The following is a 24,214-nucleotide window of genomic DNA, read 5'->3' as shown; positions in this document are numbered from 1 at the left end:
ACTCCAATGAAATCCATCCTTCTCGGCACCGCCGCGCTGGCCATGACCGCCTCGATGACGCTGGCCCAGGACGTCGTGCGCATGGGCACCGAGGGCGCCTACCCTCCGTACAACTTCATCAACGACAGCGGTGAAGTGGACGGTTTCGAGCGCGAGCTGGGCGACGAGCTCTGCACCCGCGCCGAGGTGACCTGCGAGTGGGTGACCAACGACTGGGACTCGATCATCCCCAACCTCGTGTCGGGCAACTACGACACCATCATGGCCGGCATGTCGATCACCCCCGACCGTGAGGAAGTCATCGGCTTCACCCAGAACTACACCCAGCCCGATCCCTCGGCGTACCTGGTGCTGTCGGGCAACGACGGCATCGATCTCTCGGGCGCGGTGATCGCCGCACAGACCGGCACCATCCAGGCCGCCTTTGTCGCCGAGATGGGCGCGACGCTGGTCGAATATGCCACCCCCGACGAGACCGTCGCCGCCGTGCGCAACGGCGAGGCGGACGCGGTGCTCGCGGACAAGAGCTACCTCGTGCCCGTGGCCGACGAGAGCGACGACGTGATGCTGCTCGACAAGGACGAGCTGATCGGTGGCGGCGTCGGCATGGGCCTGCGCCAGAGCGACACCGAGCTGAAGGAAAAGTTCGACGCGGCGATCCAGTCGATGAAAGACGACGGCTCGCTCAACGCGCTGATCGAAAAGTGGGAAATCGGCGCCTCGTTCTGAGCGCCCCAGAGCGAGGGGGCCCCTGCGGCCCCCTCGACGGCTGATACGACATGTTCTCCTGGTGTACCGACCCCAATGCGATCGACGGCCTGGCATGGCTGAGCTGCTACCTGACCACGGGCAAGCACCTGTCGATCTATGTCTCGGTAGGCACCGTGCTGCTGCTGCTGGCGGTCACCGCACCCGTCGCGCTTGCTTTCGGCTTCGGCGGCGCCATGGCCGCGCGCTCGCATTTCCCGCCGCTGTCCTGGCTCGGGAAGGCCTATATCGCCATCGTGCGCGGCGTGCCGGATATCGCCTTCTTCCTGTTCTTCGTGATCGCCCTCGACCAGTTCTTCGAGTGGATACGGCACGAGGTGAAATGTCCCGACTGGGATCAGCCGATCCGCCAAGGCAATGATTTCGTGGTCTGCCCCGAGGCAAAGCTGCCGCTCTCGACCGCCGCCCAATGGGTGCACGAGACTTACGGCTTCTCGCTCGCGGTGCTGACCTTCTCGATCGTCTTCGGCGCCTTTGCAGCCAACGTGCTCTTTGGCGCCATGCGGGCCGTGCCCCGCGCCCAGCTCGAGACCGCCGAGGCCTATGGCATGAGCCGCCGCCAGACCTTCTGGCGCATCCTCGTGCCGCAGATGTGGGTCTACGCCCTGCCCGGCCTGTCGAACCTTTGGATGGTGCTGATCAAGGCCACGCCGCTGCTGTTCCTGCTGGGGGTCGAGGACATCGTCTATTGGGCGCGCGAGCTGGGCGGCTCGAAAACCGCGAAATTCACCGATTACCCGCACCCCGACTGGCGCGTGTGGTACTTCCTGGCGCTGCTGGTGTTCTACCTCGCGTTCACCCGCGTGTCGGAAATCGTTCTGGGCCGGATCATGAAACGGCTCACCCATGGGCAGGCGACCATGGGCGGTGAAGCGCAGAGGAAGGCCGCATGAGCTGCTGGGAAACCATCGCCGACTACGGGCTGCGCTCTATCGGCATCGGCGAGCGGCTGCTGCCGCGCGACAATTTCACCCTGTGCCAGCAGGTCACGCTGATCGGCTCGGGCATGCTGTGGAACATCTACTTCGGCGTGGTCGCTTTGGTCACCGGCTTTTTCCTCGCCACGGCGCTGGCGCTGGGGAAAGCGTCGAGGGTCACGCCAGTGCGGAAGCTGGCGGAATGGGTGATCTTCGTCTTCCGCGGCTCGCCGCTGTTCATCCAGTTCTTCTTCGCCTATTTCCTGTTCCTCAGCCTCAAGAGCGTGTCGCCCGCCTTCGATCCGCTGACCTCGGCCTGGCTGGGGGCGGCGCTGGTGCTGTTCCTGAACACCGCGGCCTATACCGGCGAGATCTTCTACGGGGCGCTGCTGTCGGTCCCGCGGGGCGATGTCGAGGCGGCGGATGCCTATGGTTTCTCGGGCTGGCCGCGCTTCAGGCGGATTGTCTGGCCGACCATGCTGCGGCTGGCCTGGCCAGCCTATACCAACGAGGCGATCTTCCTCTTCCATGCCACGACGCTGGTCTTCTTCTCGGGCTTCCCGGCATGGCAGCAACGCGGCGACGCGCTCTATTACGCGAACTACTTCGCTGACAAGACCTTCAACCCCTTCGTGCCCTATCCGATCCTCGCGGGGTTCTTCATCCTGCTGACGCTCTGCGTGGTGGGGATCTTCGGGCTGATCAACAAGCGGCTGAACCGGCACCTGCCGAAGGAGCGCCGCCAGAAGATGCGGATGCGCCCCCGACTGCTGATGCGCTGAGCCGCCGACGCACGAGACGCGAGACGCGAGAGCCGGACGCCACCCCAGCGCCCGGCTTTTTCATGATCGCTTTCCCGGCCGCGCCACGCCCAGCCTTTCATCTTTCCAAAAATACTCGCTTTCTTCCCCCCACCCCCCGCTTGCCAGTCAGCATCCGAGTCGCTACGCTGAATTTGATCAAATTCTTGGACAGAAAATGACAGACCCGAAAACCTGGCTCCGCAAGAACCCCCAGGTCCGCACCATCCGTGTGGCCGCATGCGACCTCAACGGACAGCCGCGCGGCAAGCGCGTTCCTTCCCGCTTCGCTCACAAGGTCGTCGAGGACGGCACTCGCTTCCCCTTCTCGGCGCTGAATCTCGACATCTGGGGCGAGGACATCGACGACAGCCCGCTGGTCTTTGAATCCGGCGACCGCGATGGCGTTCTGAAACCCACCGAGCGCGGCTTCGTGCCCATGCCCTGGCTCGAGGCGCCCACCGCCCTGCTGCCGATCTGGATGTTCCACGAGGGCGGCAAGCCCTACGAGGGCGACCCCCGCCACGCGCTGGCGCAGGTGGTCAACCGCTACAAGCGCCACGGGCTGACCCCGGTGGTCGCGCTCGAGATGGAATTCTTCCTCATCGACGACAGCGCCAAGAAGCTGCAGGTGCCGGTCTCGCCCCGCTCGGGCAAGCGCCGCAAGGCCGCCGAAGTGCTCTCGATCCGCGCGCTCGACACTTTCGACATCTTCTTCACCGATCTTTACGATGCCTGCGAGGACATGGACATCCCCGCCGACACCGCCATCTCCGAGGCAGGTCTGGGGCAGTTCGAGATCAACATGATGCACCAGGACGACGCGCTGCGCGCCGCCGATGACGCCTGGCTCTTCAAGATGCTGCTCAAGGGGCTGGCCCGCCGCCACGGCTTTGCCGCGTCGTTCATGGCCAAACCCTACGAGGACTACGCAGGTTCGGGGATGCATATGCATTTCTCGGTGCTCGACGAGGACGGCAACAACATCTTCGATGATGGCGGTCCGAAGGGCACCGACGTGCTGCGCCACGCCATCGGCGGCTGCGTCGAGGCGATGCACGACAGCACCCTGATCTTCGCGCCGCACCTAAACTCCTACGAACGTCTGATCCCCGAGAACCACGCCCCCTGCGGCATCTCCTGGGCCTACGAGAACCGCACCGCGGCCATCCGTGTGCCCTCGGGCAGCCCGGCGGCGCGGCGGATCGAGCACCGCGTGGCGGGGGGCGACGTGAACCCCTACCTGCTGATGGCCACCATCCTCGGCGCGGCGCTCAATGGCATCGAGGACGAGATCGAGCCACCCGAGCCGATCACCGGCAACGCCTACGCGCAGGACCTGCCAATGATCCCGACGGACTGGGTCTCGGCCATGGACGCGTTCGAGACGAGCGAGATCATGCCCCGCATCCTGCCGCAGGAGCTGATCCGCAACCTGCTGCTGACCAAGCGGCAGGAGCAGCTCTACATGACCGAGCTCTCGCCGCTCGAACAGGTCGAAATCTACCTAGATACTGTCTGAGCACGGCCTTGCCGCGTCGTCGCGGCAAGTCTACCTTTGCGCCAGAAACCACATGTGTGATCCATGAAAATCGGCATACTGCAAACCGGCCTCGTCCCCGCGGAACTCGCGGGTGAGACCGGTGAATACCCCGCCTTCTTTGCCCGGCTGCTCGACGGCTACGGCTTCGACTTTCAAAGCTGGTCGGTGGTGAATGGCGCGTTCCCAGACGGCCCCGAGGCGGCTGACGGCTGGCTCATTACGGGCTCGCGCCACGGCGCCTACGAGGATCACGCCTGGATCCCGCCGCTCGAGCAGCTGATCCGCGACATCTACGCCGCCGAAAAGCCGCTGATTGGCGTGTGCTTCGGCCACCAGATCATCGCGCAGGCGCTTGGCGGCAAGGTCGAGAAGCACCCCGGCGGCTGGGTCGTCGGGCCGACAACCTATCGCTTCAAGGACGGGCAGGAAAAGGTGATCAACGCCTGGCACCAGGATCAGGTCACAGAGCTGCCGCAGGGGGCCGAGGTCGTGGCCAGCTCCGACTTCTGCGATTACGCCGCCCTGCTCTATCCGGGCCATGCCTACACGGTGCAGCCCCATCCCGAGTTCAGCGACGATTTCACCCGCGCCCTGATCGAGACCCGCGGCCCCGGCGTGGTGCCGCAGGAGCGGCTCGACGCCGCCGGCAAGGCGCTCGGCACCCCGCTCGACCAGCGGGCGGTGGCCGATCAATTCGCGCATTTCTTCAAGCAAAAGGCTCTCGCATGACCGAAGACTGGACAGGCCAGCTTCCGCAACCCGCCACCGCCTATCTCGAAGGGCGGCGGCTCGACGAGGTCGAATGCGTGATCGCCGACTTGCCCGGCATTGCCCGCGGCAAGGCGGTTCCGGCCTCGAAGTTCGCCCGGCAGGACTATTTCCACCTGCCCGAGTCGATCTTCTACCAGACGATCACCGGCGACTGGGGCGAGGCGGCGGACGAGACCGTCGGCTTCATCGAGCGTGACATGATCCTGCGCCCGGACATGAGCACCGCCACCGCCGCGCCCTGGACCGCCGACTGGACGCTGCAGGTGATCCACGACGCATTCGACCGCAAGGGCGAGCCGGTCCCTGCCGCGCCGCGCAACGTGCTCAAGCGCGTGGTCGAGCTTTACCGCAAGCAGGGCTGGGAGCCCGTGGTGGCGCCCGAGATGGAATTCTTCCTGGTGGCGCGCAACGTTGATCCGGCCAAGGACATCAAGCCCATGATGGGCCGGTCGGGTCGCCCCGCCGCTGCCCGCCAGGCCTATTCGATGACCGCGGTCGACGAGTTCGGCCCGGTGATCGACGACATCTACGACTTCGCCGAGGCGCAGGGCTTCGAGATCGACGGCATCACCCAGGAGGGCGGCGCCGGTCAGCTCGAGATTAACCTGCAGCACGGCGACCCGGTCAAGCTGGCCGACGAAATCTTCTATTTCAAGCGCCTGATCCGCGAGGCGGCGCTGCGCCACGACTGCTTCGCCACCTTCATGGCCAAGCCGATCGCCGACGAGCCCGGCTCGGCAATGCACATCCACCACTCGGTGATGGACATCGAGACCGGCCGCAACATCTTCTCCGGCCCCGCCGGAGGCGAGACCGACGCTTTCTTCCACTTCATCGGAGGGCTGCAGACCTACCTGCCCGCGGCCATCGCGGTGCTTGCGCCCTACGTCAACAGCTATCGCCGCTACGTGCGTGACAGCGCAGCGCCGATCAACCTCGAATGGGGCCGGGACAACCGCACCACCGGTATCCGCATCCCGATTTCCGGCCCCTCCGCGCGCCGCGTCGAGAACCGCCTCGCCGGGATGGACTGCAACCCCTACCTCGGCATCGCCGCCTCGCTGGCCTGCGGCTACCTCGGCCTGATGGAGGAACTGCGGCCCTCGAAGCAATTCCGCGGCGACGCCTACGAAGGCGAGGGTGACATTCCGCGCGTGCTGGGCCAGGCGCTCGACATCTTCGACGAGGCGACCAAGCTGCACGAGGTGCTGGGACCGGAGTTCGCGCGCGTCTATTCGATCGTGAAGCGCACCGAGTACGAGGAGTTCCTTGCGGTGATCTCCCCCTGGGAGCGCGAGCACCTGCTGCTCAACGTCTGAGCGCGCGCCATCGCCCGAGGCGTCGGCGGGGGTGCCCCCCACCCCCGGGATATTTTCGCCTAGAAGAAACCACGGGAGACGCCTTATGGACCTGCTGTTCTCCAACGACCGGCGCGGCGAGTATCCGCAGAGCTGGTACGCGGCCACCGCGGAGATGTTGCCGCCCTTTCCCAAGCTCGAGGGTGAGGCGCGGGCCGATGTCTGCGTCATTGGCGGCGGCTATACCGGGCTGTCGGCCGCGCTGCACCTTGCCGAGGCCGGGCTCGACGTGGCGCTGCTCGAGGCGCATCGTGTGGGCTTCGGCGCCTCGGGGCGCAACGGCGGGCAGCTCGGCTCGGGGCAGAGGCAGGATCAGCTGAGCCTCGAGAAGATGGTCGGCGAGGGCAACGCGCGGGTTCTCTGGGATCTGGGCGAAGAGGCCAAGGAGCTCTGCCGCTCGCTGATCGCCAAGCATCAGATCGACTGTTACCTGCGTGACGGCGTCGCCTGGTGCGGCTCGAGCAAGGGCGACGTCGAGCACCTGCACCACTATGCCGCGCACATGGGCGAGAAATACGGCTACCAGATCGAGGCGCTGGACCGCGAGGCCTTCCACGCGCTCTGCCCGTCGCCCGACTATCGCGGCGGGGTGCTCGACATGGGCGCAGCGCATCTGCACCCGCTGCGCTTTGCGCTGGGGCTGGCCAGGGCCGCCGCCGGAGCCGGGGCACGGATCTACGAGACCAGCCATGTCGAGAGCGTCGAGCAGGGACGCGAGGTGCTGATCCACACCAGCGGCGGCACGCTGCGTGCGGGTCAGGTGATCTTTGCCTGCAACGGCTATCTTGGCGGGCTCGAGCCGAAGGTCGCCGCGAAGGTCATGCCGATCAACAACTTTATTGTCGCCACCGAGCCGCTCGGAGAACGCACCCGCGACGTGCTCACCCGCGACGTCGCAGTGGCGGATTCCAAATTCGTGGTGAACTACTTCCGGCTCAGCCATGACGGGCGGCTGCTGTTCGGCGGCGGCGAAAGCTATGGCTACCGCTTCCCTGCCGACATCAAGGCGCTGGTGCGCAAGCCGATGCTGGAGATTTTCCCGCAGCTCGAGGACACGCGCCTCGACTACGCCTGGGGCGGCACGCTGGCGATCACCATGAAGCGGCTGCCGATGCTGGCGCGGCTCGGGCCCAACGTGCTCACCGCCTCGGGCTATTCCGGCCACGGGGTGGGCACCGCGGTGCACGCAGGGCGACTGCTGGCCGAGGCGGTGCGCGGGCAGTCGGCAGGGTTCGACGCCATGGCGTCCCTGCCGGTGCCCAGCTTCCCCGGCGGCGCGGCGCTGCGCACGCCGCTTCTGGCGCTGGCGATGAGCTGGTACGCTCTGCGCGACCGCATCGGGATTTGAGACCGCCGCCGGGCAAGTTTCCGCAAGGCCTCCCCCCGGGGAGGCCTTTTCACTTGGCTGTCACAGATCAGGTGTTTAAGTTTTTCAGAAGAAACAATTTGGGTTTAGTGATATGAGCAGCCTTCCGAACATGCATGATGCGGAGCCCATTCCCGAAGACGCCCGCGCCGAGATCGACCGCCTCCTGCTGTCGGGCGATTTGTTCCGCTACACCGCCCCCGAAAACGCGCCCGTCGCCCTGCTTGAACGCGAGTTCGCAGCGCTTTTGGGCAGCAAATACGCGCTGGCGGTGTCGAGTTGCTCGGCGGCGCTCTTCCTGTCGCTGAAGGCGCTGGACCTGCCGCGCGGCGCCAAGGTTCTGATCCCCGGCTTCACATTTGCCGCCGTTCCCTCCTCGATCGTGCACGCAGACTGCGTGCCGGTGCTCTGCGATGTCGGCGAAAACTACCGCATCGACATGGCCGATTTCGAGGCCAAGCTCGAGGGCGTCAGCGCGGTGATCATCAGCCACATGCGCGGCCACACCTCGGACATGGACGCGATCCTGGCGCTTTGCGACGCGCGCGGCCTGCCGGTGATCGAGGATGCGGCGCATTCGCTCGGCACCACTTGGGCGGGGCGCAACATCGGCACGCTGGGCCGGGTCGGCTGCTTCTCGTTCCAGAGCTACAAGCTGGTCAATGCCGGCGAGGGCGGCATCCTGATCACCGATGATGCCGAATTGGTGGCGCGGGCGGTAATCCTCTCGGGCGCCTACGAACACAATTGGCGCAAGCATATGGCGCCGGGAGACAATTCCCCCGAGTTGGAAGAGGCCTTTGACCGCTGGCAGAACCGCCTTCCGCTTTACAACCTGCGCCTGTCCAACCTCGCCGCCGCGGTGATCCGCCCGCAGCTTGAGCACGTCGCGCGCCGTGTCCGCGACGGGCGGCGCAACCATGACCACGTGGCGGCACTCCTCAACCGCTCGCCCTGGATCGAGGTGCCGGAGAAGCTGGCGCCTGAGGAGCGCGCGCCGGACTCGCTGCAGTTCAACCTCACCGGGATGAGCGCCGGGGAGATGCGCGCCTTCCTGTCCGCCGCCGAGGCGGGCGGCGTGAAGGTGCAGCTCTTCGGGCTCTCGACAGACAATGCCCGGGCCTTCTGGAACTGGCAGTTCCTCGAGGAGGTGCCCGAGCTGCCGCGCACCCGCGCCATGCTCGAGCGCGCCTGCGACACCCGCCTGCCCGCCCGGCTCAGCCTCGCCGACTGCGAGGCGGTGGCCGAGGTGCTGGTAGGTGCCGCCGACAGCGTGATGGGTCCGCTGCGCGCCTACGGCACCTGAGCTTCGTCGGCGGGCGGCTTGCGCCGAAGACGTCCAACCAGCCGCCCGTCGGTCACCACCAGCCCGGCGGCGATGATCCCGAGGCCGAGGTAGACGCCGGGCGGAAGCTGCTCGCCAAGGACGACGCGCCCGATGACAATGGCGAAGGGGGGAATGAGCAGAGTGACCAACATCAGGTTCGCCGCGCCCGCCCGGGAGAGAATCGCGAAGTAGAGGATGAAGGCCAGCGCCGTGGCCAGCAGCGACAGGCCCAGCAGCGCGGCCCAGACGCGCGGCGCGTAATCAAGCGTCGGCAGCCCGTCCTGCCAGAGCACCAGCGGCAGCATGATCACCGCGGCGCCCGCCAGCATGCCGAAGGCGTTGGCCAGCGGTGGCTGCCCGGCGAGCCGCAACTTGCCCCAGACGCTGGCCAGCGAGTAGCTCAGCGCCGCCAACAGCACCGCCCCCTGCCCCAGGTTGCGCGGATCGAGCGTGGTGAGCCGGTCCGGGCCGATCACCACAGCCACCCCGGCCAAGCCCAGGCCCGCCCCGGCCACCTTGCGCCAGCTCAGCCGCTCGTCGCGCAGCAAAAGCCCCGCCACCACCGCGCCCAGCACACCGGTCGAGGCGTTAAGGATCGCCGCCAGCCCGCTCTCGATATGGGTCTGGCCCCAAAAGATCAGCGTGAAGGGCAAGGCGTTGTTGAGTGCACCCATGACCAGGTAGGCCCCCCAGAGTCGCGGCGCGCGCGGCAGCTTGACCCCACGCAGGCGCAGCACCAGCCAGAGCGCGACGGCCGCGATCACCACCCGGTGCAGCGTCACCTGCATCGGGCTGAGTTCGGTCAGCGCGATTTCCGCAAAGAGGAAGGTGCTGCCCCAGAGCGCGGCCAGCGTGAGCAGCAACAGGCCCGAGCGGCGGTCGATGCGGAGAGAAGATGCGGTGTCCATCCCCTTCCTCTGCCGCAAGCCGCCTGCAGAGGAAATCCGAATCCTGCGCATTGCCGTGGCGGCGCTGAAAGTCGTGCTCTCGGGCGCCCCCCCGAAACACATCGGGCCCCGAAGGGCCCGCCGCATCACTTGTCCATTTTCGAGAGCTTCTGCTGCAACTCGGCGAGCTGCTTCTTTATGGCGGCGAGGTCTTCCTCGCTTTCGCCCTGCGGCTCTTCCTTTTCGGGGCCGGACCAGCTCTTGCCCATGTTCCCGGCCATCGCCTTGAGGAAGGCCTCCTGCTGCGCCTGCATCGCCTCGAGCCCCGGGATTTTCGGCATCATCGGGTTCATGTGGCTCATGCTGTCCGCCCATTTGCTCTGGCTGTCGCGGAACATCTCGAAGCTGGCGGCAAGAAACTGCGGTACGACCGAGGTCGCCTGCGTAGTGTAGCTGCGCACCAGGTCGGTCAGCACGTTGATCGGCAGCACGCTCTCGCCGCGGCTCTCGTGCTCGGCCACGATCTGCAGCAGATATTGCCGTGTAAGATCATCCCCCGACTTCAGATCGATGATCTGCACGTCGCGCCCGTCCCGAATGAAGCCCGAGATATCCTCGAGCGTCACGTAGTCGCTGGTCTCGGTATTGTAGAGCCGCCTGCTCGCATAGCGTTTGATGAGCAGCGGTTTTTCCTTGTCAGCCACGATGGCCCCTCCCTCGACGCAGAGTTGAGAAAAAGCCTATGCGAGTGCAGAAAAAAAGAAAAGCACCAGTTTCACTGACACTTGCCGAGCGCGGACAGCAATTTCGCTGCGCCGCGGCCCGGCAAATGCTGCGCAGCATCATCCCTGTGGCGCCGCAGCGAAGACGCGGTCGACAAAGACCTGGGTGCCACGGCAGAACTCGAGCGGCAGCGGGTAGTCCGCCGCGCCCATGGCTGCCCGGTTGAAGGCCTCGACCTGCAACACGTAGTGATTCTCGGCCGGCCAGCGCCAGGTCCGGGTTTCCAGCCCCGGGCCGTGCAACTCGAGCCGCGCCTCGCCGAAGACCTGCACGTTGAACGGCACTGGCAGGCGCATCACCGCCTTGGTCCCATGCAGCACGATCTCCTGCCAGGGCGCGGCACGGGTCGAAACGCGGCCGGTGTAGAGGAACCCCGGGAACCGCGCCATCACGTGGGCGCTGGCGTCGACCTCGTTCTGCCAGTCGATCTCGGCGGCCAGGATCTCGGCAGGCTCCTGCCCCGTGATCAGCCGCACCGAGCCGAGGGCGTAGACGCCCACATCGCGCAACGCGCCGCCGCCGACATCTGCCTGGTTGCGGATATTGCCGAGGTCGTCGTTGTAGAAACTATGGGTGCTGTCGACCCGCACCAGGTCGCCGATCTCGCCCGCCTGCAGAAGCTCGCGCGCCTTGGCGAACTGGGGGTGGTGCGCCACCATCCAGGCCTCGGCCACCAACTTTCCCGTCGCCTGCCGCACGGCGATCAGCTCGTCGATCTCCTCGGCCCTCATCGCGATGGGTTTTTCACAAAGGACGTGCTTGCCGGCCTCGGCGGCCTTGCGGCTCCACTCTACATGCAGGCTGTTCGGCAGCGGGATGTACACCGCATCGATCTCCGGATCGGCCAGAAGCGCCGCGTAGCCCTCATGCACCTTCAGCCCCGGCGCGAACTCGGCAAAGGGCGCGGCCTTTTCCGGCTTGGAGGTGGCGATGGCACTCAGTGCGCCGCCCCGCGCGGCGTGGATCGCGGGACCCATGTAGTTCTTCGCGAAATTGGCGGCGCCAAGGATGCCCCATCTGACGTGGTCGGCCATGATCTCTTCCCTTTTTTGTGTCGCGCCTGATGTTAGCGCCCGCAGCGTCCCTCGCAAGCAAAACGCCCGCCGCAGGGCGACGGGCGTTTAAGGGGCCTTGCAAGACAAGATCAGGCGTCGGTGAGCATCCCCTGCTCCACCGCCAATTCACGCATGCGCTTCTGCAGCTTCTCGAAGGCGCGCACCTCGATCTGCCGAATCCGCTCGCGGCTGACATCATAGATGCCCGACAGCTCCTCAAGCGTCACCGCCTGCTCGGCAAGACGGCGCTGGGTGAGAATGTCCTTCTCGCGATCATTCAGCACATCCATCGCTTGCGCCAGAAGGGCGCGGCGCGCGTCCAGCTCGTCGCGCTCGGCATAATCGGCGGCCTGATCGGCGTCTTCATCCTCGAGCCAGTCCTGCCATTGCATCGACCCTTCGCCCTCGGAACCGACGGTGGCGTTGAGCGAGGCATCTCCGCCCGACATGCGCCGGTTCATAGAGATCACCTCGTCCTCGGACACACCGAGGTCGGTGGCGATCTTCTCGACGTGCTCGGGGCGCAGGTCACCCTCCTCCAGCGCACCGATGCGGTTTTTCGCTTTGCGCAGGTTGAAGAAGAGCTTCTTCTGCGCCGAGGTGGTGCCGAGCTTCACGAGACTCCAAGACCGCAGGATGTATTCCTGGATCGAGGCACGGATCCACCACATGGCGTAGGTCGCAAGGCGGAAGCCCTTCTCGGGGTCGAAGCGTTTCACCGCCTGCATCAGGCCGACGTTGGCCTCCGAGATCACCTCGGCCTGCGGCAGGCCGTAGCCGCGGTAGCCCATGGCGATCTTCGCCGCGAGACGCAGGTGACTGGTGACCATCTTGTGGGCCGACTCGGCGTCCTGCTCCTCGACCCAGCGCTTGGCCAGCATGTATTCCTCTTCCGGTTCCAGCAGAGGGAACTTCCGAATCTCCTGCAGGTAACGGCTGAGGCCGGCTTCCGGCGACGGCGCCGGCAGATTCGCATAGTTGCTCACGTGCCCCTTCCTCCAATGTTATGAGGGTTAACATGCCATATGGGCAGCCCCTCGGTGGAATTCAACCACCCCGCTGTGCACGGATGCACCATAGGGTGTTCAAGGTTTTCACGTGTTTAACGTATGGTCCCGGTGTGCGGATCCGGATTTTGGCGACCTCACGCAGATGCGAAGGATATGTCACTCGCCGCGCAGTGTCTGCAGCAGATGTGCCATGTCCGTGGGAAGCTCCGCCTCGAAGCGCAGCGCGTCGCCGGTCACCGGGTGCTCGAACCCCAAAAGCGCCGCGTGCAGCGCCTGCCCGTCGAAGCGATCGACCTCGGCCACCACCTGCGGCGGCAAAGCCTTGGCGGCGATCTTGCGGCGCCCGCCGTAGACCGGATCGCCGATCAACCCATGCCCGGCATGGGCCATGTGCACGCGGATCTGGTGGGTGCGCCCCGTCTCGAGCCGGCATTCCACCAGCGCCAGCGCCGGGGGCGTGCCGAAGGTCTCGAGCACCCGCGCCCGCGTCGTCGCATGCCGCCCCTGCCCGTCGAAATAGACCGCCTGCTTTTGCCGATCGGTCTTGTGCCGCGCGAGGCCGGATTGGATGCGGATCACCTCTCCGGGCTCGACCGACACACCTTTCACGCCGCGAAGCCGCGGATCGGCGGTCGAGGGCACCCCATGCACCACCGCCAGATAGGCGCGCTCGGCGCTGTGCTTTTCGAATTGCGCGGCAAGGCCGTGATGCGCACGGTCGGATTTCGCCACCACCAGCAGACCCGAGGTATCCTTGTCGATCCGGTGCACGATGCCCGGCCGTTTCATTCCTCCGACACCCGAGAGCGCCTCGCCGAAGTGAAACAGCAGCGCATTGACCAGCGTCCCCGAGGGCGTGCCGGGCGCCGGGTGCACAACCATGCCCGCGGGCTTGTTGACCACCACGAGGTCCTCGTCTTCCCAGACGATGTTGATCGGGATGTCCTCGGGGCCAATGTGGCTCTCCTCGGCCTCTGGCACGGAGATCTCCAGCACGTCGCCCTCCTCGACCTTCGCCTTGGGGTCGGACAGCACCTCACCCGCACGGGTGACCGCGCCCTCGGCGATGAGTTTCGCGAGACGCGTGCGCGACAGCGCGGCTTCCTCTGGCACATCGCGTGCCAGCGCCTTATCAAGACGCGGCGGCGGGGCTTCCCCGATGACGACGCGCAGAGGCTGCTCCATGTCCAATACTCCTGAAGATCCCGAAATCCTGCCCGAACCGGCCAACCTGCGCTTCCTGCGGCGGCTGGTCACGGTGCTCACGGCGGTGATGATCGCAGGGCTTGTAGCCATTGTGTCGCTGATTGTCATCCGGTTCACGGCTGCCACCAAAGCGCCCGCTCCTCTGCCGGCCGAGATCGCCCTGCCCTCCGGCGCGACAGCCTCGGCCTTCACTCAGGGCGGCGATTGGTATGCCGTGGTCACCACGGATGACCAGATCCTGATCTTCGACCGGGCGACACAAGAGCTGCGCCAGACCATTTCGATCACCTCTGCCGACTGACCCCCCGAGGGCATTTCTTCTAGGCAAGAATACCTCGGGCAGCCCGCGCCTCTGCACGGACTGGGCAGAGCCGTAAACCGGCGCGGCACAGGGAAAATGTGCGTCTCAGCCTGTGTCATACTGAAGAGAGGGAAAATGGTACCGCCTTCCCGGTTCGAACGGGAGACCTCTTGATCCACAATCAAGCGCTCTAACCTACTGAGCTAAGGCGGCACGCTCGGGGGGAATAACGCCAGCCATTTTCGATTGCAAGCCCCAATCCTGAGTTAAATCGCACGCTCCCAATGCTGCTCGACGAGCGGCACCCCGAAGCTGGTCACAGGTACCGAGGACACAAGAGAAAACCCGTTCTTGGCATAGAGCGCGCAGGCGGCGTGGTGGCTTTCATGGGTCCAGAGCGTCATCCGCGCGTACCCTACGTCACGCGCGAATCCCATGCAGGTCTCGAGCAGGCGCTGGCCGAGTCCCCTGCCCCGCGCCTCCGGCAGCAGCAGGAAGAGCCGCAGCTTGGCCAGCGACTCGCCCTCTCGCGCGCCCCCGTCGACGCAGAAAATGCTGCCGAGCCGGGCCTCCCCGTCCCAGGCGATCCACCCCCGCTCGCGCGCCGGGTCATGCGCCGCCTCGAAATCCCGCAGGATGCTCTCCACAAGCGGGCCGAAGCTGTCGTCGAACCCCTCGTCGCGCGCGTAGAGCTCGGCGTGCTGGCGCACCAGCCAGGCCCGATCCTCGGCAGCGTAGGGCTTCAGCTTGATGGTCTCTCGCGTCGCGTGCAACGTGGACATCCCGCCCCTCTCGCTTGCAATATGCACATCGCGGGGCTAAGCCCGCGCCATTCCAGTTTCATGGGGACGGTCATGGGGATCAACACCGAACGCGACATCGAAGCCAACCTGCAGATCGGTCCGACCGACCAGGGCATGGTACGTCTCTACATTTACGCCGGCGATCTCGAGATCCCGATGGATTTCGATCCCGAGGAAGCCGAGGAGATCGCCGAGGAGCTGCGCGCCGCCGCTGCCACCGCGCGCAAGGTCAAGCGCTGAGACGCCAGCCCGCCTGACATCTCCAGACCTTACCCCCAGGCGCCGAGCCGCGCCTCGGGGTCGCGCAGCGCCTGCAGCCGCCGCGCCGCATGGGCGGCAAAGCGCCGGATCAGCGCGTTGCGCCGCGCGCCGCTGAGCTTCGTCTCGGGCGCCATGCGAAGGATCTCCGCATCATAGGCATCGGCGATGATGAGGCCCGTGCCCTCGGGCAGCAGGTCGGTCGGGAACAGCTCGTCCACAGCCCAGAAATAGCGGTCGCACCAGTCGAGATAGCCCTGCCACTTGCCGTCAGACATGTAATCGGCGCGGCTGCTCTTGCATTCCACCACCCAGATCTCGCCCTTTGGCCCCAGCGCCATCACGTCGACCCGGCGGCCGCGCTCAGGCACGAATTCCTCGACCGGCGCGAAGCCGAGGCTGGCAAGGTGACGACAGACGCCACGGGCCAGCAGCTGGCCGGGCATCATCGGGGTTTCGCTCAGGATGCTCATGCCTCCAATATGAACAATAGGTGAACAAAGGCAACCCGAAGCCCGCTCACTCTTTTTTGCGCCCCCTTCACGCCTATCTCCTGTCAGATGGTTGCAGGAGGCCCCGCCCATGACAGACGCCGCAACAGACGCCCCGACGGCCGCGACAGATGACACCCGCTCCGCCCGGTCGAAGGCCCGTGGCATCCGCCACGCCCGCGAGCTCGAATCTCACCTCGGCTGGCTCGACACCTTCTCGGGCACTGCGCTCGGCGTGCTTTCGGTCGCCTCGGGCATCTACACCTATCTCGGCGTGTCCTCGCTGCTGGAAGAGGGCGGTGCCTTCACTGTCTTTGCCGCCATCGCTTATTCGGTGGCGGTTTCCGTGGGCATCTTCGTCTTTTGGTCCTACCTGATGCGGCTGTTTCCGGCGATGCGCTCGACCCGCTCGCGCGTCGGTCTGCTGGCGGCCATGGGGCTTGGCTCGCTGGCAATCATCGCCATGTCGTCCTGGCTGAACGCGGCGGCGCTGGCAGGCTCGGCCGCGGTCGAGCAGCACCTCGCGAAGACAGTGCAGGACTACCAGGGCGCCCTCGAACGCACCCATGAGATCGCGCTTACCGGACAGTCTCTGGAGCGTGACGTGGCGCGGGTGCGGCAGAGTTTCGAAGACCTCTCGGAGCAAGAGGCACAGGGTTCGCTCTCGGGCCTCGCCGGGCGCGGTGCGGTCTTCCGCGTGCTGCGCCAGAAGGCCGCGGAGCTCTCGGCGCTCGAAGCGCAGATCGCCGAGCAGACGCCGCTGGTGGACAGCGCCTTTGCCCAGGGCAACGCGATTCTGTCGCGTATGCGCGCGCTGACCGTCGAGCCCGGCCCCGTCGAGCCGCGCTCGGTGGAATTTTCCGAGGCCGCGGTGGAATTGCAGGGTCTCATCGCCCAGCTCCGCCAGCTGTCGGTCGCGCCGCTGGTCGAGAGGGCGGCGCAGGATCTGGCAGCCTCGGTGGTGCTGCCCGAACTCGACGGCCAGAGCGATGCCGACCGTGGCAGCCAACAGGCGACCATCACCTCGGTGCTCGACGTGCTGGCGCAGCGGGCGACAACGCTGGAGCGCGCCGCACAAAACGTGCTGGCGTTGCAGCCTGCCGCCGAAGTCACCTATACGCCGGTCTCCGCCGCCGACGCGGTGATCATGTACGCCCGCAACTTCGTGCCCTCCTGGGCCGGGGCCATCGCCATTGACCTACTTCCGGCGGTGCTGGTGCTGATCCTCGCCGTCACCCATGGCGCGATCCGCCATGGCCGCGAAGGCGCCGAGCTCGAGGACACGCTGACCCTCGCCGAGCTGCGCGCCGCGCTTCACGCCATGCGCGACGTCGAGACCACGCTGCACCCGGCACACCCGACCCCGGCGCCCGCCAGTGCCGCGGCCCACGAGTCCCCCGAGGTCTCCCGTTTTGCCGGGCGCACGCCATGAGGCATCTGACGGTCGCCCGCGCCCTCACCGGCGCGCTGATTCTGCAGGTCGCCCTTGGCGGCTTCCTAGTCTGGGGCGATCTGACAAGCAGCAACTTCTCCCTGCCCCGCTTCGGTCCCAGCGCGCCGCGCCTGTCGCAGCCGGTGGAGCCTGGCGACCAGCGCCGCACCTTCGCCCCGAACCGCGACCTGCCGCCGCTCTCGCCGCTACGCGATCCCGGCAAGCTGCCCAACCGGCTGACGCTGACCCAAGGCGATGGCGCGACCTGGCGGCTCGAAGGCACCATCGCCGAGGGCGATGCCGAGCGGATCATCTCCGCGCTCGACGAGGCACCCTCGCTGGACACGCTGATCCTGCAGAGCCCCGGAGGCTCGGTGCCCGACGCGCTGGCCATCGGGCGGCACGTGCGGCAGATGGGGCTCGAAACGCGCATGTTGGAGGGCGAATTCTGCTACTCCGCCTGCCCCTACCTTCTCGCCTCCGGCACAACCCGGGACATCGCCGAGGGCGCTTCGGTCGGGGTGCATCAGCACTATTTCGGTGAAAGCACAATCCTGCCCGCCTTTGTCGCGGTCGAGCAGATCCAGCGCGGCCAGGGCGAGGTGATGGAGTACCTCGAGGAAATGGGCATCGACCCCATGGTGCTGCGCCCCGCGCTGGCCACACCGGCCGATCAGATCTACATCCTGCTGCCCGAGGAACTGACCCGCTACAACTTCGTGACAGAAGAAAGCTAACGGAGCGCGGCTTGCCCCTTGTCGCGAGGGCCAGCTGCCACTATCTCCGGCTCAGGCGGGTTCTGACCTTTGCGTGCATGGTTGCATTCCGGTGGCCTTAAGCAATTCCGAGGGAGTTGGCTCTGTCCGGGCCCTGGTCCGGTTACCTGACGCCCACCTGTATATACAGGTCCTCGGGAATGAGATAACCCCACGGAAGGACCGGTTCCCGCCGCTTTTCCCCAGATGGCAGACAGCACCGACAGCGCACCCCGCCGCGCCCGCGCACGAAAAAAGCGCCCCGCGAGGAGGCGCTTCGAATCATTTCCGCCGTATTGCCTTCAGAGAAGGCGGCGCGGCTTTTGCTCGACAGGGATGCGGATCGGCATCGGCTCGAGCGCCATGCGTTTGCCCCCCGCGGGCCGCGAATGATCGCCCGACATGCGCATCACGGTCATCGCGAATTGCGCCCCGGCAAACACCAGACCATTGAAAAGCCACAGGAGAAACACTGCCAGCATGCCCGCGTCGGTATGGGTCACCAGGTGCTGCAGGTTGCCGACGTTCTGCCAGAGCAGCAACGCGACGAAGCCCGCCGACAGGCCGAAGCCGATCGCGCATTGGGTGATGTAGAGGCGGACGAGTTTCGGCATGTGACTCTCCTTTATCAGGCGGAACAAGCGTAGCGGACCCACGTCAAAGCACAAGACCCGCAGAATATTCCGCTCCGTCACAGCCAAATGTAGGGGGGCCAAAGCCAAACGCAAGCCGCGCTTCCGCCAGGGCAGCGGGGACCATCGCAGAAGGGCCGGTCACGACGCGCGCGACCGGCCCTTTCTTCCAGGTCCCAACAGTCCAGGGAGGCGCGGTGCGGAGAGCCCCTGCCTCTGCAGATCCTCAGAACGCCTCGGGCTTCGCCTCGCGCGCCATGTGGTCGAGCACCGCGTTGACGAATTGCACCTCGCGTCCGTCGGTGAAGAAGGCGCGGGCCACGTCGATGAACTCGGTGATCACCACTTTCGGCGGCGTGTCGAGTGCCACCATCTCGGCGCCGGCGGCGCGGAACAGCGCGCGCAGGATCGGGTCGATGCGGTCGATCGGCCATTTCGCCACCAGCGCGCGGTCGGTCATCTGGTCGATCTTGCCCTGCCAGTTGACCGCCTCGCCGACGATCTTGCCAAAGAGATCCACGTCCCCTTCCACCAGTTCCACGCCCTCTTCGACCTCCGCGCCGAAGCGGTAGTCGAGGAATTCACGCATCGTCTTCTCAGCCGTCGTGCCAGAAAGCTCCATCTGGTAGAGCGCCTGCACGGCGTAGAGCCGGGATGCGGATTTCATACGGCGTTTCTGATTGCCGGAAGGGGGGACCGGGGTCGTCATGCGCTATGCTTTCCTTTGGAAGCGCCCGCGATCTGGTATTCATCCTGGGCGGGCACGAATCCCACCCCCTTGCGGGCGCCGCCCCACCTACGGGTCAGCGCGACAAGATGCAAGGCTGCAGCCGCGGCTCCGCCTCCCTTGTTCTGGCCGGCCGATTCGGCCCGCACGCGCGCCTGCTCGTAGTTCTCGACCGTCAGGATGCCGTTGCCGATGCAGAGCCCCTGCAGGCCAAGCAGCGTCAGCCCGCGCGAGCTGTCGTTGCAGACCGTCTCGTAATGGGTGGTCTCGCCACGGATCACGCAGCCGAGCGCCACGTAGCCGTCGAAGTTCGACATGCGCTCGGCGATGCCGATCGCGGTCGGCACTTCCAGCGCGCCGGGGACCTCGACGATCTCGTGGAAGCCGCCCGCCGCCTCGATCTCGGCGATGGCACCGGCGATCAGCTCGTCGGCGATATCCTTGTAGTAGGGTGCCACGACGATGAGGATCTTCGCCGGCCTGTCGAACTCGGCGCGCGGCAGGGTGTAATGGGTTTCGTTCGAGGCCATCTTCACTCTCCGATCTTGCGGGTGCCCACGATCTCGAGCCCGTAGGCCTCGAGCCCGACAACGCGCGGGGTGGGCGAATTGGTCAGCAGCACCATCTTCGACAGGCCGAGCGACGAGAGAATCTGCGCCCCGAGCCCGTATTGACGCAGGGTGCGCGGAGAGACGTCGTCATGCAACTCAAGCTTCATCGACGTGTCGCGCAGCAACACGACCACGCCGCGCCCCTCATCGGCGACAGCCTTCATCGAGTCGCGGAACTCGTCCGAGCGCCCGCCATGTCCGGTGCCGATGATGTCGAGCATCGGATCGAGCGCATGCATCCGCACCAGCACCGGCTCGTCGCCGGAGATGTCGCCCTTGGTCAGCACAATGTGCTCGTCGCCGTGGGACTGGTCGGTGTAGATACGCATGTTCCAGTCGCCGCCGAATTCCGACCGGATCACCTCTTCGGAGCGCACGCGCACAAGGTTGTCGTGGCGGCGACGGTAGGCGATGAGATCCGAGATCGTGCCGATCTTCAGCCCGTGGCGCTGCGCGAAGGCGACCAGCTCGGGCAGGCGCGACATGGTGCCGTCCTCGTTCATGATCTCGCAGATCACGCCGGCGGGGTTCAGCCCTGCGAGCCGCGAGACGTCCACGGCGGCCTCGGTGTGGCCGGCGCGGACCAGCACGCCGCCATCCTTGGCGCGCAGCGGGAAGACGTGGCCCGGGGTGGCGATGTCCGCCGCGCCCTTCGAGGCGTCGATGGCCACGGCGACGGTCTTTGCCCGGTCGGCAGCCGAGATGCCGGTGGTCACGCCCTCGCGCGCCTCGATCGAGATGGTGAAGGCCGTCTCGTGGCGCGAGGAGTTGTTGACCGACATCAGGTGCAGGCCCAGCTCGTCGATGCGCTTCGAGGTCATCGACAGGCAGATCAGGCCCCGGCCATGGGTGGCCATGAAGTTGATCGCGTCGGGGGTCGCCCATTGCGCCGGGATCACGAGGTCGCCCTCGTTCTCGCGGTCCTCGTGGTCGACGAGGATGAACATCCGCCCGTTGCGGGCATCCTCGATGATCTCCTCGACCGAGGAAATCGCGTCTTTCCAGTTTTCTTCAACCGGTCCCGGGTTTTCGTAGTCCGCCATGTCGCCTCGCATTTCGTCCCCCGCCAAATAAGACAGGAGGGCAAGAAAGACTAGGCCGGTTTTTGTGCGCCACCGTGCGGCATCCTGTGCATGACTGGGCGCGCCGCTTCAGTCGAAGATGTCCTCGAGCAGATCAAAGATCCCCTTGGCCGCCCGTTGCGCCGGAGAGCGCCGTTTCTTGAGGTGCTTCTTCGCCATCTTGCGCGCGGCCTTCTCGGCCTTGCGCTGCGTTTTGGAGGGATGCGGCATCGGCCTCGCCTGCGCCGGGGCAGGACCGGTGGCGCAGCGCCCGGTATCGGACTTGAGGTTCTTGAGCTGGCGCAGCGGCGCCCCGCAGGAGGCGCAGCTGAGTTCGTGGCGCTGCGTGCCGCTCAGAACGAGCGCGGCGCGGCTTCCGCAGTAGCAACAGGTGGCAATCGTCTGGACCATGCCCCCGATATGGGCGCGCCGCCGCCCCGCCGCAAGTTCGCGCCCCGGATCAGGGCCTTGCGGCGTAGAGCGCCACTGCCGCCGCGTTTGACACGTTGAGCGAGCCGAAGCCGCGCGCGAAGTCGATTTTCACCAGCTGGTCGACAGTTTCCTTGGTGCGCTGGCGCAGCCCCGGCCCCTCGGCGCCCAACACCAGCGCCACGGCACGGTCGCGCCTGCCGTCCATCGCGGCGTCGATGCTGACCTCCGCCTCCCCGTCGAGGCCAAGAACGATGTAGCCCATCCCCTGCAGCGCCACGATGGTGTCGGCGAGGTTGCGCTCGCGCAGGTAGGGCTGGCGCTCGAGCGCACCAGACGCGGTCTTTGCCAGCGCGCCGGTCTCCGGGGCCGAGTGATGCAGCGTGCCGATCACCGCCTGCGCGCCGAAAACCTCGGCCGAGCGCAGGATTGCCCCGACGTTATGCGGATCGGTGACCCGGTCGAGAAGCACCAGACGGGGGGGCGTGTCGCCGTCTCCCAGCGCCACATCCTCGAGTCGGCCCCAGTTCAGCGGCTTCACTTCCAGTGCCGCCCCCTGGTGCACGGACTGCGGGTCAAGCGGCGCTCCGAACTTGCGAGGATCGTGGACCTCGGGCTCGATCCCGCCCGCTTCCAGCGCGTCTTCCAGCTTGGATTTTGCGTTTAGTGTCAAGATCAAGCGCAGCTTTTCGCGCTTGGGGTTCATCAGCGCATCACGCACCGCATGCAGGCCGAACAGCCAGACGGTCTCGGCCGCCTTGGCCTTCTTCCCCTGTTCCTTCTCGACCACCCATTTCGGTTTCTTGACCATGGCACGCGTCCTTTTTTCCTGAGCTTCGGTCTCTGCATCGCCCCGTGACGCGCTGCAAGATATTTTCCTGTTGACGACCCTTTTGAGTGCTTGTAGTCAGCGCCCCACGACGCCGGTCATACGGCGCCGGACGCCAGAGACTGGCGGAAAGTGGGCGACAGGCCGCAAGGTGTGGCAGGGGACTGTAACTCCCTCGCGGAGACGCACGCCTGGTTCGATTCCAGGGTCGCCCACCACTTTCCCTCTTCGGAAACATCTCCTTATATATCAATATATATATCAAGCTTCCGGCAGCGCGGCACCCCCGCGTGCCCGAGTGTTGCGGCGCTTGGCCCTTCGGCCTAAGTGCCGTTTTGATATAACGATCTTGCCCCGAGGACCCTGTCCCGCCAATGTTGCGCTACCGTCTGCTTCTGTCCCTTTTCGCGGCCATCGTGCTTGGCCGGGCCGCGCTCAAGCGCGACTGGGACGGGATTCGCGCGCGGCTAGGCCATGGCAAGGCGCAGCCCGGCGCGCATGTCTGGCTGCACGCTGCCTCGAACGGAGAGCTGGCCTCGGCGAAACCTGTGATCGAGGCGCTGCTCGCCGCCCGACCTGGGATGAAGCTGCTGGTCACCTGCAATTCCCAGTCGGGCGTTGCGCTGGCGCAAAGCTGGGGGCTCTGCGCGCGACTCGCACCGCTCGACCTCGCGCGGGCCTCGAAGCGCCTGCACCGGCGCTGGAACGTGACCAGCCATATCACCATGGAATCCGAACTCTGGCCGAACCGCCTGCTGAGCTGCCCCGGCCCGGTGCTGGTGCTGGGCGGACGGCTCACCGAGAGCACAGCCAAGGGCTGGCGCTTCTTCGGCGGACTGCAGGCACGGGTGTTGCACCGCGTCGCCTTCCTCTCGGCCCAGGATCCCGACTCGCGCGACCGTTTCGTCGCCGCCGGGCTGCCCAAGGCGGCGCAGGGGCCGGTGGTTGATCTCAAGGCTCTCTACACCCCTCCCGACCAGCACGACGCTGCGCTCGAGGCCGAATTTTCCCGCGCCCGCACCTGGCTCGCCGCCTCCACCCACGAGGGCGAGGACGAAACCGTGCTTGCAGCCCACGCCGCGGCGCGGAAGCAGGACCCCGGACTGCGGCTGATACTCGCCCCGCGCCACCCGCATCGGGCCGAGCAAATTACCCGGCTGGCCGCCGCGCAGGGGCTCAGCTGCGCGCGCCGCAGCCTCGGCGAGCCGCCGAGTGGCGCCGAGGTCTACCTGGCCGACACCCTGGGAGAGATGGCGCTCTTCTACCGCCTTGCGGGCCGGGTCTTCATCGCCGGCACGCTGACCGACCGCGGCGGCCACACGCCCTACGAGCCCGCGGCCTTTGGCGATGCGCTGACCCACGGCCCCGACGTGCGCAACTTCCGCGTGCCCTTTCGCCTGCTCGACGACGCCGGTGCCGCCCTTCCCATCGAGGACGCAGCGGGCCTTGCCGCCGCGCTGCTCTCGCTGACCGAGGAGAAGGCACAGCAGCGCGCAGGGGCCGCGGCCCGCGCGCTGCTCGCTCCGGAGGCATCGGCGGACGAACTTGTTTCCGAGCTGACACAACATATGGACGCAGCTGCCAAATAGGCGCATCCTCCTCTAAAAACGAGCAGGACAACAGGATGGGCGCTTCACTGGACATCGTTTCTCGCGGACCGGGCATCAGAACCCTGCCCAAGCGAACCCATGTGCAATATGCGGCGCTCTGCTACCGCGTCCGCGACGGCAAGGTGCAGATCCTCCTCATCACCAGCCGCGGCCGCAGACGCTGGACCCTGCCCAAGGGATGGCCGATGCAGGGCCGCAGCCCGGCCAAGGCCGCCGCGCGCGAGGCCTGGGAAGAAGCCGGGGTAAAGGGGCTCGTGGACGAGCTCTGCGTCGGCGGCTACAGCTACCAGAAGCGCAGTTCGAACCGGCCGCATATGGCATTGGTCTATCCACTCGAAGTGGTGGAGCTCGACAAGAAGTTTCCCGAGCGGCGCGAGCGCAAGCAACGTTGGGTCAGCCCGAAGCGTGCCGCCGAGATGGTCGATCACCCGGAACTGGCCAAGCTGCTCCTTGGCTTCCGCCCCTTTTCCCGCAAGCACTGACA

The 24,214-nt window shown here is 66.3% G+C and carries 27 protein-coding genes and 2 tRNA genes; 15 read left to right on the top strand and 14 right to left on the bottom strand.

Features of this window, described 5'->3' with window-relative positions; translation table 11 throughout:
* The first annotated feature begins 6 nt into the window (after positions 1-6).
* The 8 genes from CEW88_RS03480 (at position 7) to CEW88_RS03445 (ending at position 8,829) form a co-directional block, all read left to right on the top strand.
* Entirely contained in the window at positions 7-729 is a 723-nt protein-coding gene (locus CEW88_RS03480; protein ID WP_108964699.1) for a transporter substrate-binding domain-containing protein, read from the top strand.
* Between the two features lie 50 nt (positions 730-779).
* Complete coding sequence (locus tag CEW88_RS03475; RefSeq protein ID WP_108964698.1) at positions 780-1,661, top strand: ABC transporter permease; 882 nt, start codon at positions 780-782, stop codon at positions 1,659-1,661.
* A complete protein-coding gene (locus tag CEW88_RS03470; RefSeq protein WP_108964697.1) occupies positions 1,658-2,467 on the top strand; it encodes an ABC transporter permease in 810 nt (269 codons plus the stop codon). Before CEW88_RS03475 ends, CEW88_RS03470 begins: the two co-directional genes overlap by 4 nt.
* 196 nt (positions 2,468-2,663) lie before the next feature.
* Entirely contained in the window at positions 2,664-4,007 is a 1,344-nt protein-coding gene (locus CEW88_RS03465) for a glutamine synthetase family protein (RefSeq protein WP_108964696.1), read from the top strand.
* Positions 4,008-4,070: 63 nt separating this feature from the next.
* Complete coding sequence (locus CEW88_RS03460) at positions 4,071-4,757, top strand: type 1 glutamine amidotransferase (protein ID WP_108964695.1); 687 nt, start codon at positions 4,071-4,073, stop codon at positions 4,755-4,757.
* Complete coding sequence (locus CEW88_RS03455; RefSeq protein WP_108964694.1) at positions 4,754-6,118, top strand: glutamine synthetase family protein; 1,365 nt, start codon at positions 4,754-4,756, stop codon at positions 6,116-6,118. Before CEW88_RS03460 ends, CEW88_RS03455 begins: the two co-directional genes overlap by 4 nt.
* A gap of 85 nt (positions 6,119-6,203) precedes the next feature.
* The gene (locus CEW88_RS03450; protein ID WP_108964693.1) at positions 6,204-7,505 is read left to right on the top strand and encodes an NAD(P)/FAD-dependent oxidoreductase; all 1,302 of its coding nucleotides are present in this window, start codon (positions 6,204-6,206) and stop codon (positions 7,503-7,505) included.
* Between the two features lie 112 nt (positions 7,506-7,617).
* Positions 7,618-8,829 (top strand): DegT/DnrJ/EryC1/StrS family aminotransferase, encoded by a 1,212-nt coding sequence (locus tag CEW88_RS03445; RefSeq protein WP_108964692.1) that lies wholly within the window; start codon positions 7,618-7,620, stop codon positions 8,827-8,829.
* On the opposite strand, the gene CEW88_RS03440 is transcribed toward CEW88_RS03445, so the two are convergent.
* The 5 genes from CEW88_RS03440 to CEW88_RS03420 form a co-directional block, all read right to left on the bottom strand.
* Complete coding sequence (locus CEW88_RS03440) at positions 8,817-9,758, bottom strand: DMT family transporter (protein ID WP_108964691.1); 942 nt, start codon at positions 9,756-9,758, stop codon at positions 8,817-8,819. The two genes, CEW88_RS03445 and CEW88_RS03440, sit on opposite strands and share 13 nt — an antisense overlap.
* Before the next feature lie 125 nt (positions 9,759-9,883).
* On the bottom strand, positions 9,884-10,441 hold the full coding sequence (phaR, locus tag CEW88_RS03435) for a polyhydroxyalkanoate synthesis repressor PhaR (RefSeq protein ID WP_108964690.1): 558 nt from the start codon (positions 10,439-10,441) through the stop codon (positions 9,884-9,886).
* Between the two features lie 138 nt (positions 10,442-10,579).
* On the bottom strand, positions 10,580-11,554 hold the full coding sequence (locus CEW88_RS03430) for a Gfo/Idh/MocA family protein (protein WP_108964689.1): 975 nt from the start codon (positions 11,552-11,554) through the stop codon (positions 10,580-10,582).
* A gap of 110 nt (positions 11,555-11,664) precedes the next feature.
* Positions 11,665-12,561, bottom strand: a complete 897-nt coding sequence (gene rpoH / locus CEW88_RS03425) for an RNA polymerase sigma factor RpoH (RefSeq protein ID WP_108964688.1) — start codon at positions 12,559-12,561, stop codon at positions 11,665-11,667.
* A 180-nt stretch (positions 12,562-12,741) separates the two neighbouring features.
* Complete coding sequence (locus CEW88_RS03420; protein ID WP_108964687.1) at positions 12,742-13,770, bottom strand: RluA family pseudouridine synthase; 1,029 nt, start codon at positions 13,768-13,770, stop codon at positions 12,742-12,744.
* Between CEW88_RS03420 and CEW88_RS03415 the strand changes: the two genes are divergently transcribed.
* Entirely contained in the window at positions 13,769-14,092 is a 324-nt protein-coding gene (locus CEW88_RS03415) for a DUF6476 family protein (protein WP_108964686.1), read from the top strand. The two genes, CEW88_RS03420 and CEW88_RS03415, sit on opposite strands and share 2 nt — an antisense overlap.
* 136 nt (positions 14,093-14,228) lie before the next feature.
* On the opposite strand, the gene CEW88_RS03410 is transcribed toward CEW88_RS03415, so the two are convergent.
* Both CEW88_RS03410 and CEW88_RS03405 read right to left on the bottom strand, forming a co-directional pair.
* Positions 14,229-14,305, bottom strand: a tRNA-His gene (locus tag CEW88_RS03410).
* A gap of 53 nt (positions 14,306-14,358) precedes the next feature.
* A complete protein-coding gene (locus CEW88_RS03405) occupies positions 14,359-14,874 on the bottom strand; it encodes a GNAT family N-acetyltransferase (RefSeq protein ID WP_108964685.1) in 516 nt (171 codons plus the stop codon).
* Positions 14,875-14,946: 72 nt separating this feature from the next.
* Here CEW88_RS03405 and CEW88_RS03400 point away from each other — a divergent pair, with 72 nt between their 5' ends.
* Complete coding sequence (locus CEW88_RS03400; RefSeq protein ID WP_092424081.1) at positions 14,947-15,135, top strand: DUF6324 family protein; 189 nt, start codon at positions 14,947-14,949, stop codon at positions 15,133-15,135.
* Positions 15,136-15,164: 29 nt separating this feature from the next.
* Here the strand turns inward: CEW88_RS03400 and CEW88_RS03395 are convergent, their stop codons facing one another.
* Entirely contained in the window at positions 15,165-15,626 is a 462-nt protein-coding gene (locus CEW88_RS03395; RefSeq protein ID WP_108964684.1) for an MmcB family DNA repair protein, read from the bottom strand.
* Between the two features lie 109 nt (positions 15,627-15,735).
* On the opposite strand from CEW88_RS03395, the gene CEW88_RS03390 reads away from it, so the two are divergent.
* Together CEW88_RS03390 and CEW88_RS03385 are read left to right on the top strand one after the other, a co-directional pair.
* A complete protein-coding gene (locus CEW88_RS03390) occupies positions 15,736-17,076 on the top strand; it encodes a hypothetical protein (protein ID WP_108964683.1) in 1,341 nt (446 codons plus the stop codon).
* Positions 17,073-17,813 carry a hypothetical protein gene (locus CEW88_RS03385; RefSeq protein WP_108964682.1) on the top strand — a complete coding sequence of 247 codons (741 nt, stop codon included), beginning with the start codon at positions 17,073-17,075 and terminating at the stop codon, positions 17,811-17,813. The genes CEW88_RS03390 and CEW88_RS03385 overlap by 4 nt, the downstream gene beginning before the upstream one ends.
* A gap of 320 nt (positions 17,814-18,133) precedes the next feature.
* Here the strand turns inward: CEW88_RS03385 and CEW88_RS03380 are convergent, their stop codons facing one another.
* The 6 genes from CEW88_RS03380 to rlmB form a co-directional block, all read right to left on the bottom strand.
* A complete protein-coding gene (locus CEW88_RS03380) occupies positions 18,134-18,445 on the bottom strand; it encodes a hypothetical protein (protein WP_108964681.1) in 312 nt (103 codons plus the stop codon).
* Positions 18,446-18,689: 244 nt separating this feature from the next.
* Positions 18,690-19,172: a transcription antitermination factor NusB gene (nusB, locus tag CEW88_RS03375; protein WP_108964680.1), complete on the bottom strand. Its 483-nt coding sequence runs from the start codon at positions 19,170-19,172 to the stop codon at positions 18,690-18,692.
* Positions 19,169-19,720 (bottom strand): 6,7-dimethyl-8-ribityllumazine synthase, encoded by a 552-nt coding sequence (locus CEW88_RS03370; protein WP_108967516.1) that lies wholly within the window; start codon positions 19,718-19,720, stop codon positions 19,169-19,171. Before CEW88_RS03370 ends, nusB begins: the two co-directional genes overlap by 4 nt.
* 2 nt (positions 19,721-19,722) lie before the next feature.
* Positions 19,723-20,844, bottom strand: coding sequence for a 3,4-dihydroxy-2-butanone-4-phosphate synthase (gene ribB / locus CEW88_RS03365; protein ID WP_108964679.1), 1,122 nt, complete (start codon positions 20,842-20,844; stop codon positions 19,723-19,725).
* 108 nt (positions 20,845-20,952) lie between these two features.
* Positions 20,953-21,273 (bottom strand): hypothetical protein, encoded by a 321-nt coding sequence (locus CEW88_RS03360; RefSeq protein WP_108964678.1) that lies wholly within the window; start codon positions 21,271-21,273, stop codon positions 20,953-20,955.
* Between the two features lie 49 nt (positions 21,274-21,322).
* Positions 21,323-22,102 (bottom strand): 23S rRNA (guanosine(2251)-2'-O)-methyltransferase RlmB, encoded by a 780-nt coding sequence (rlmB, locus tag CEW88_RS03355; protein ID WP_108964677.1) that lies wholly within the window; start codon positions 22,100-22,102, stop codon positions 21,323-21,325.
* Between the two features lie 152 nt (positions 22,103-22,254).
* Here rlmB and CEW88_RS24420 point away from each other — a divergent pair.
* From CEW88_RS24420 to CEW88_RS03345, 3 genes are all read left to right on the top strand, one after another.
* A tRNA-Tyr gene (locus CEW88_RS24420) sits at positions 22,255-22,338 on the top strand.
* A 156-nt stretch (positions 22,339-22,494) separates the two neighbouring features.
* On the top strand, positions 22,495-23,709 hold the full coding sequence (locus tag CEW88_RS03350) for a 3-deoxy-D-manno-octulosonic acid transferase (protein WP_108964676.1): 1,215 nt from the start codon (positions 22,495-22,497) through the stop codon (positions 23,707-23,709).
* 35 nt (positions 23,710-23,744) lie between these two features.
* A complete protein-coding gene (locus CEW88_RS03345; protein WP_108964675.1) occupies positions 23,745-24,212 on the top strand; it encodes an NUDIX hydrolase in 468 nt (155 codons plus the stop codon).
* Positions 24,213-24,214: the final 2 nt, after the last annotated feature.

The sequence above is a fragment of the Alloyangia pacifica genome (genome assembly GCF_003111685.1).
GTDB lineage: Bacteria > Pseudomonadota > Alphaproteobacteria > Rhodobacterales > Rhodobacteraceae > Salipiger > Salipiger pacificus_A.
This window is presented reverse-complemented; position numbering and strand designations above follow the sequence as displayed.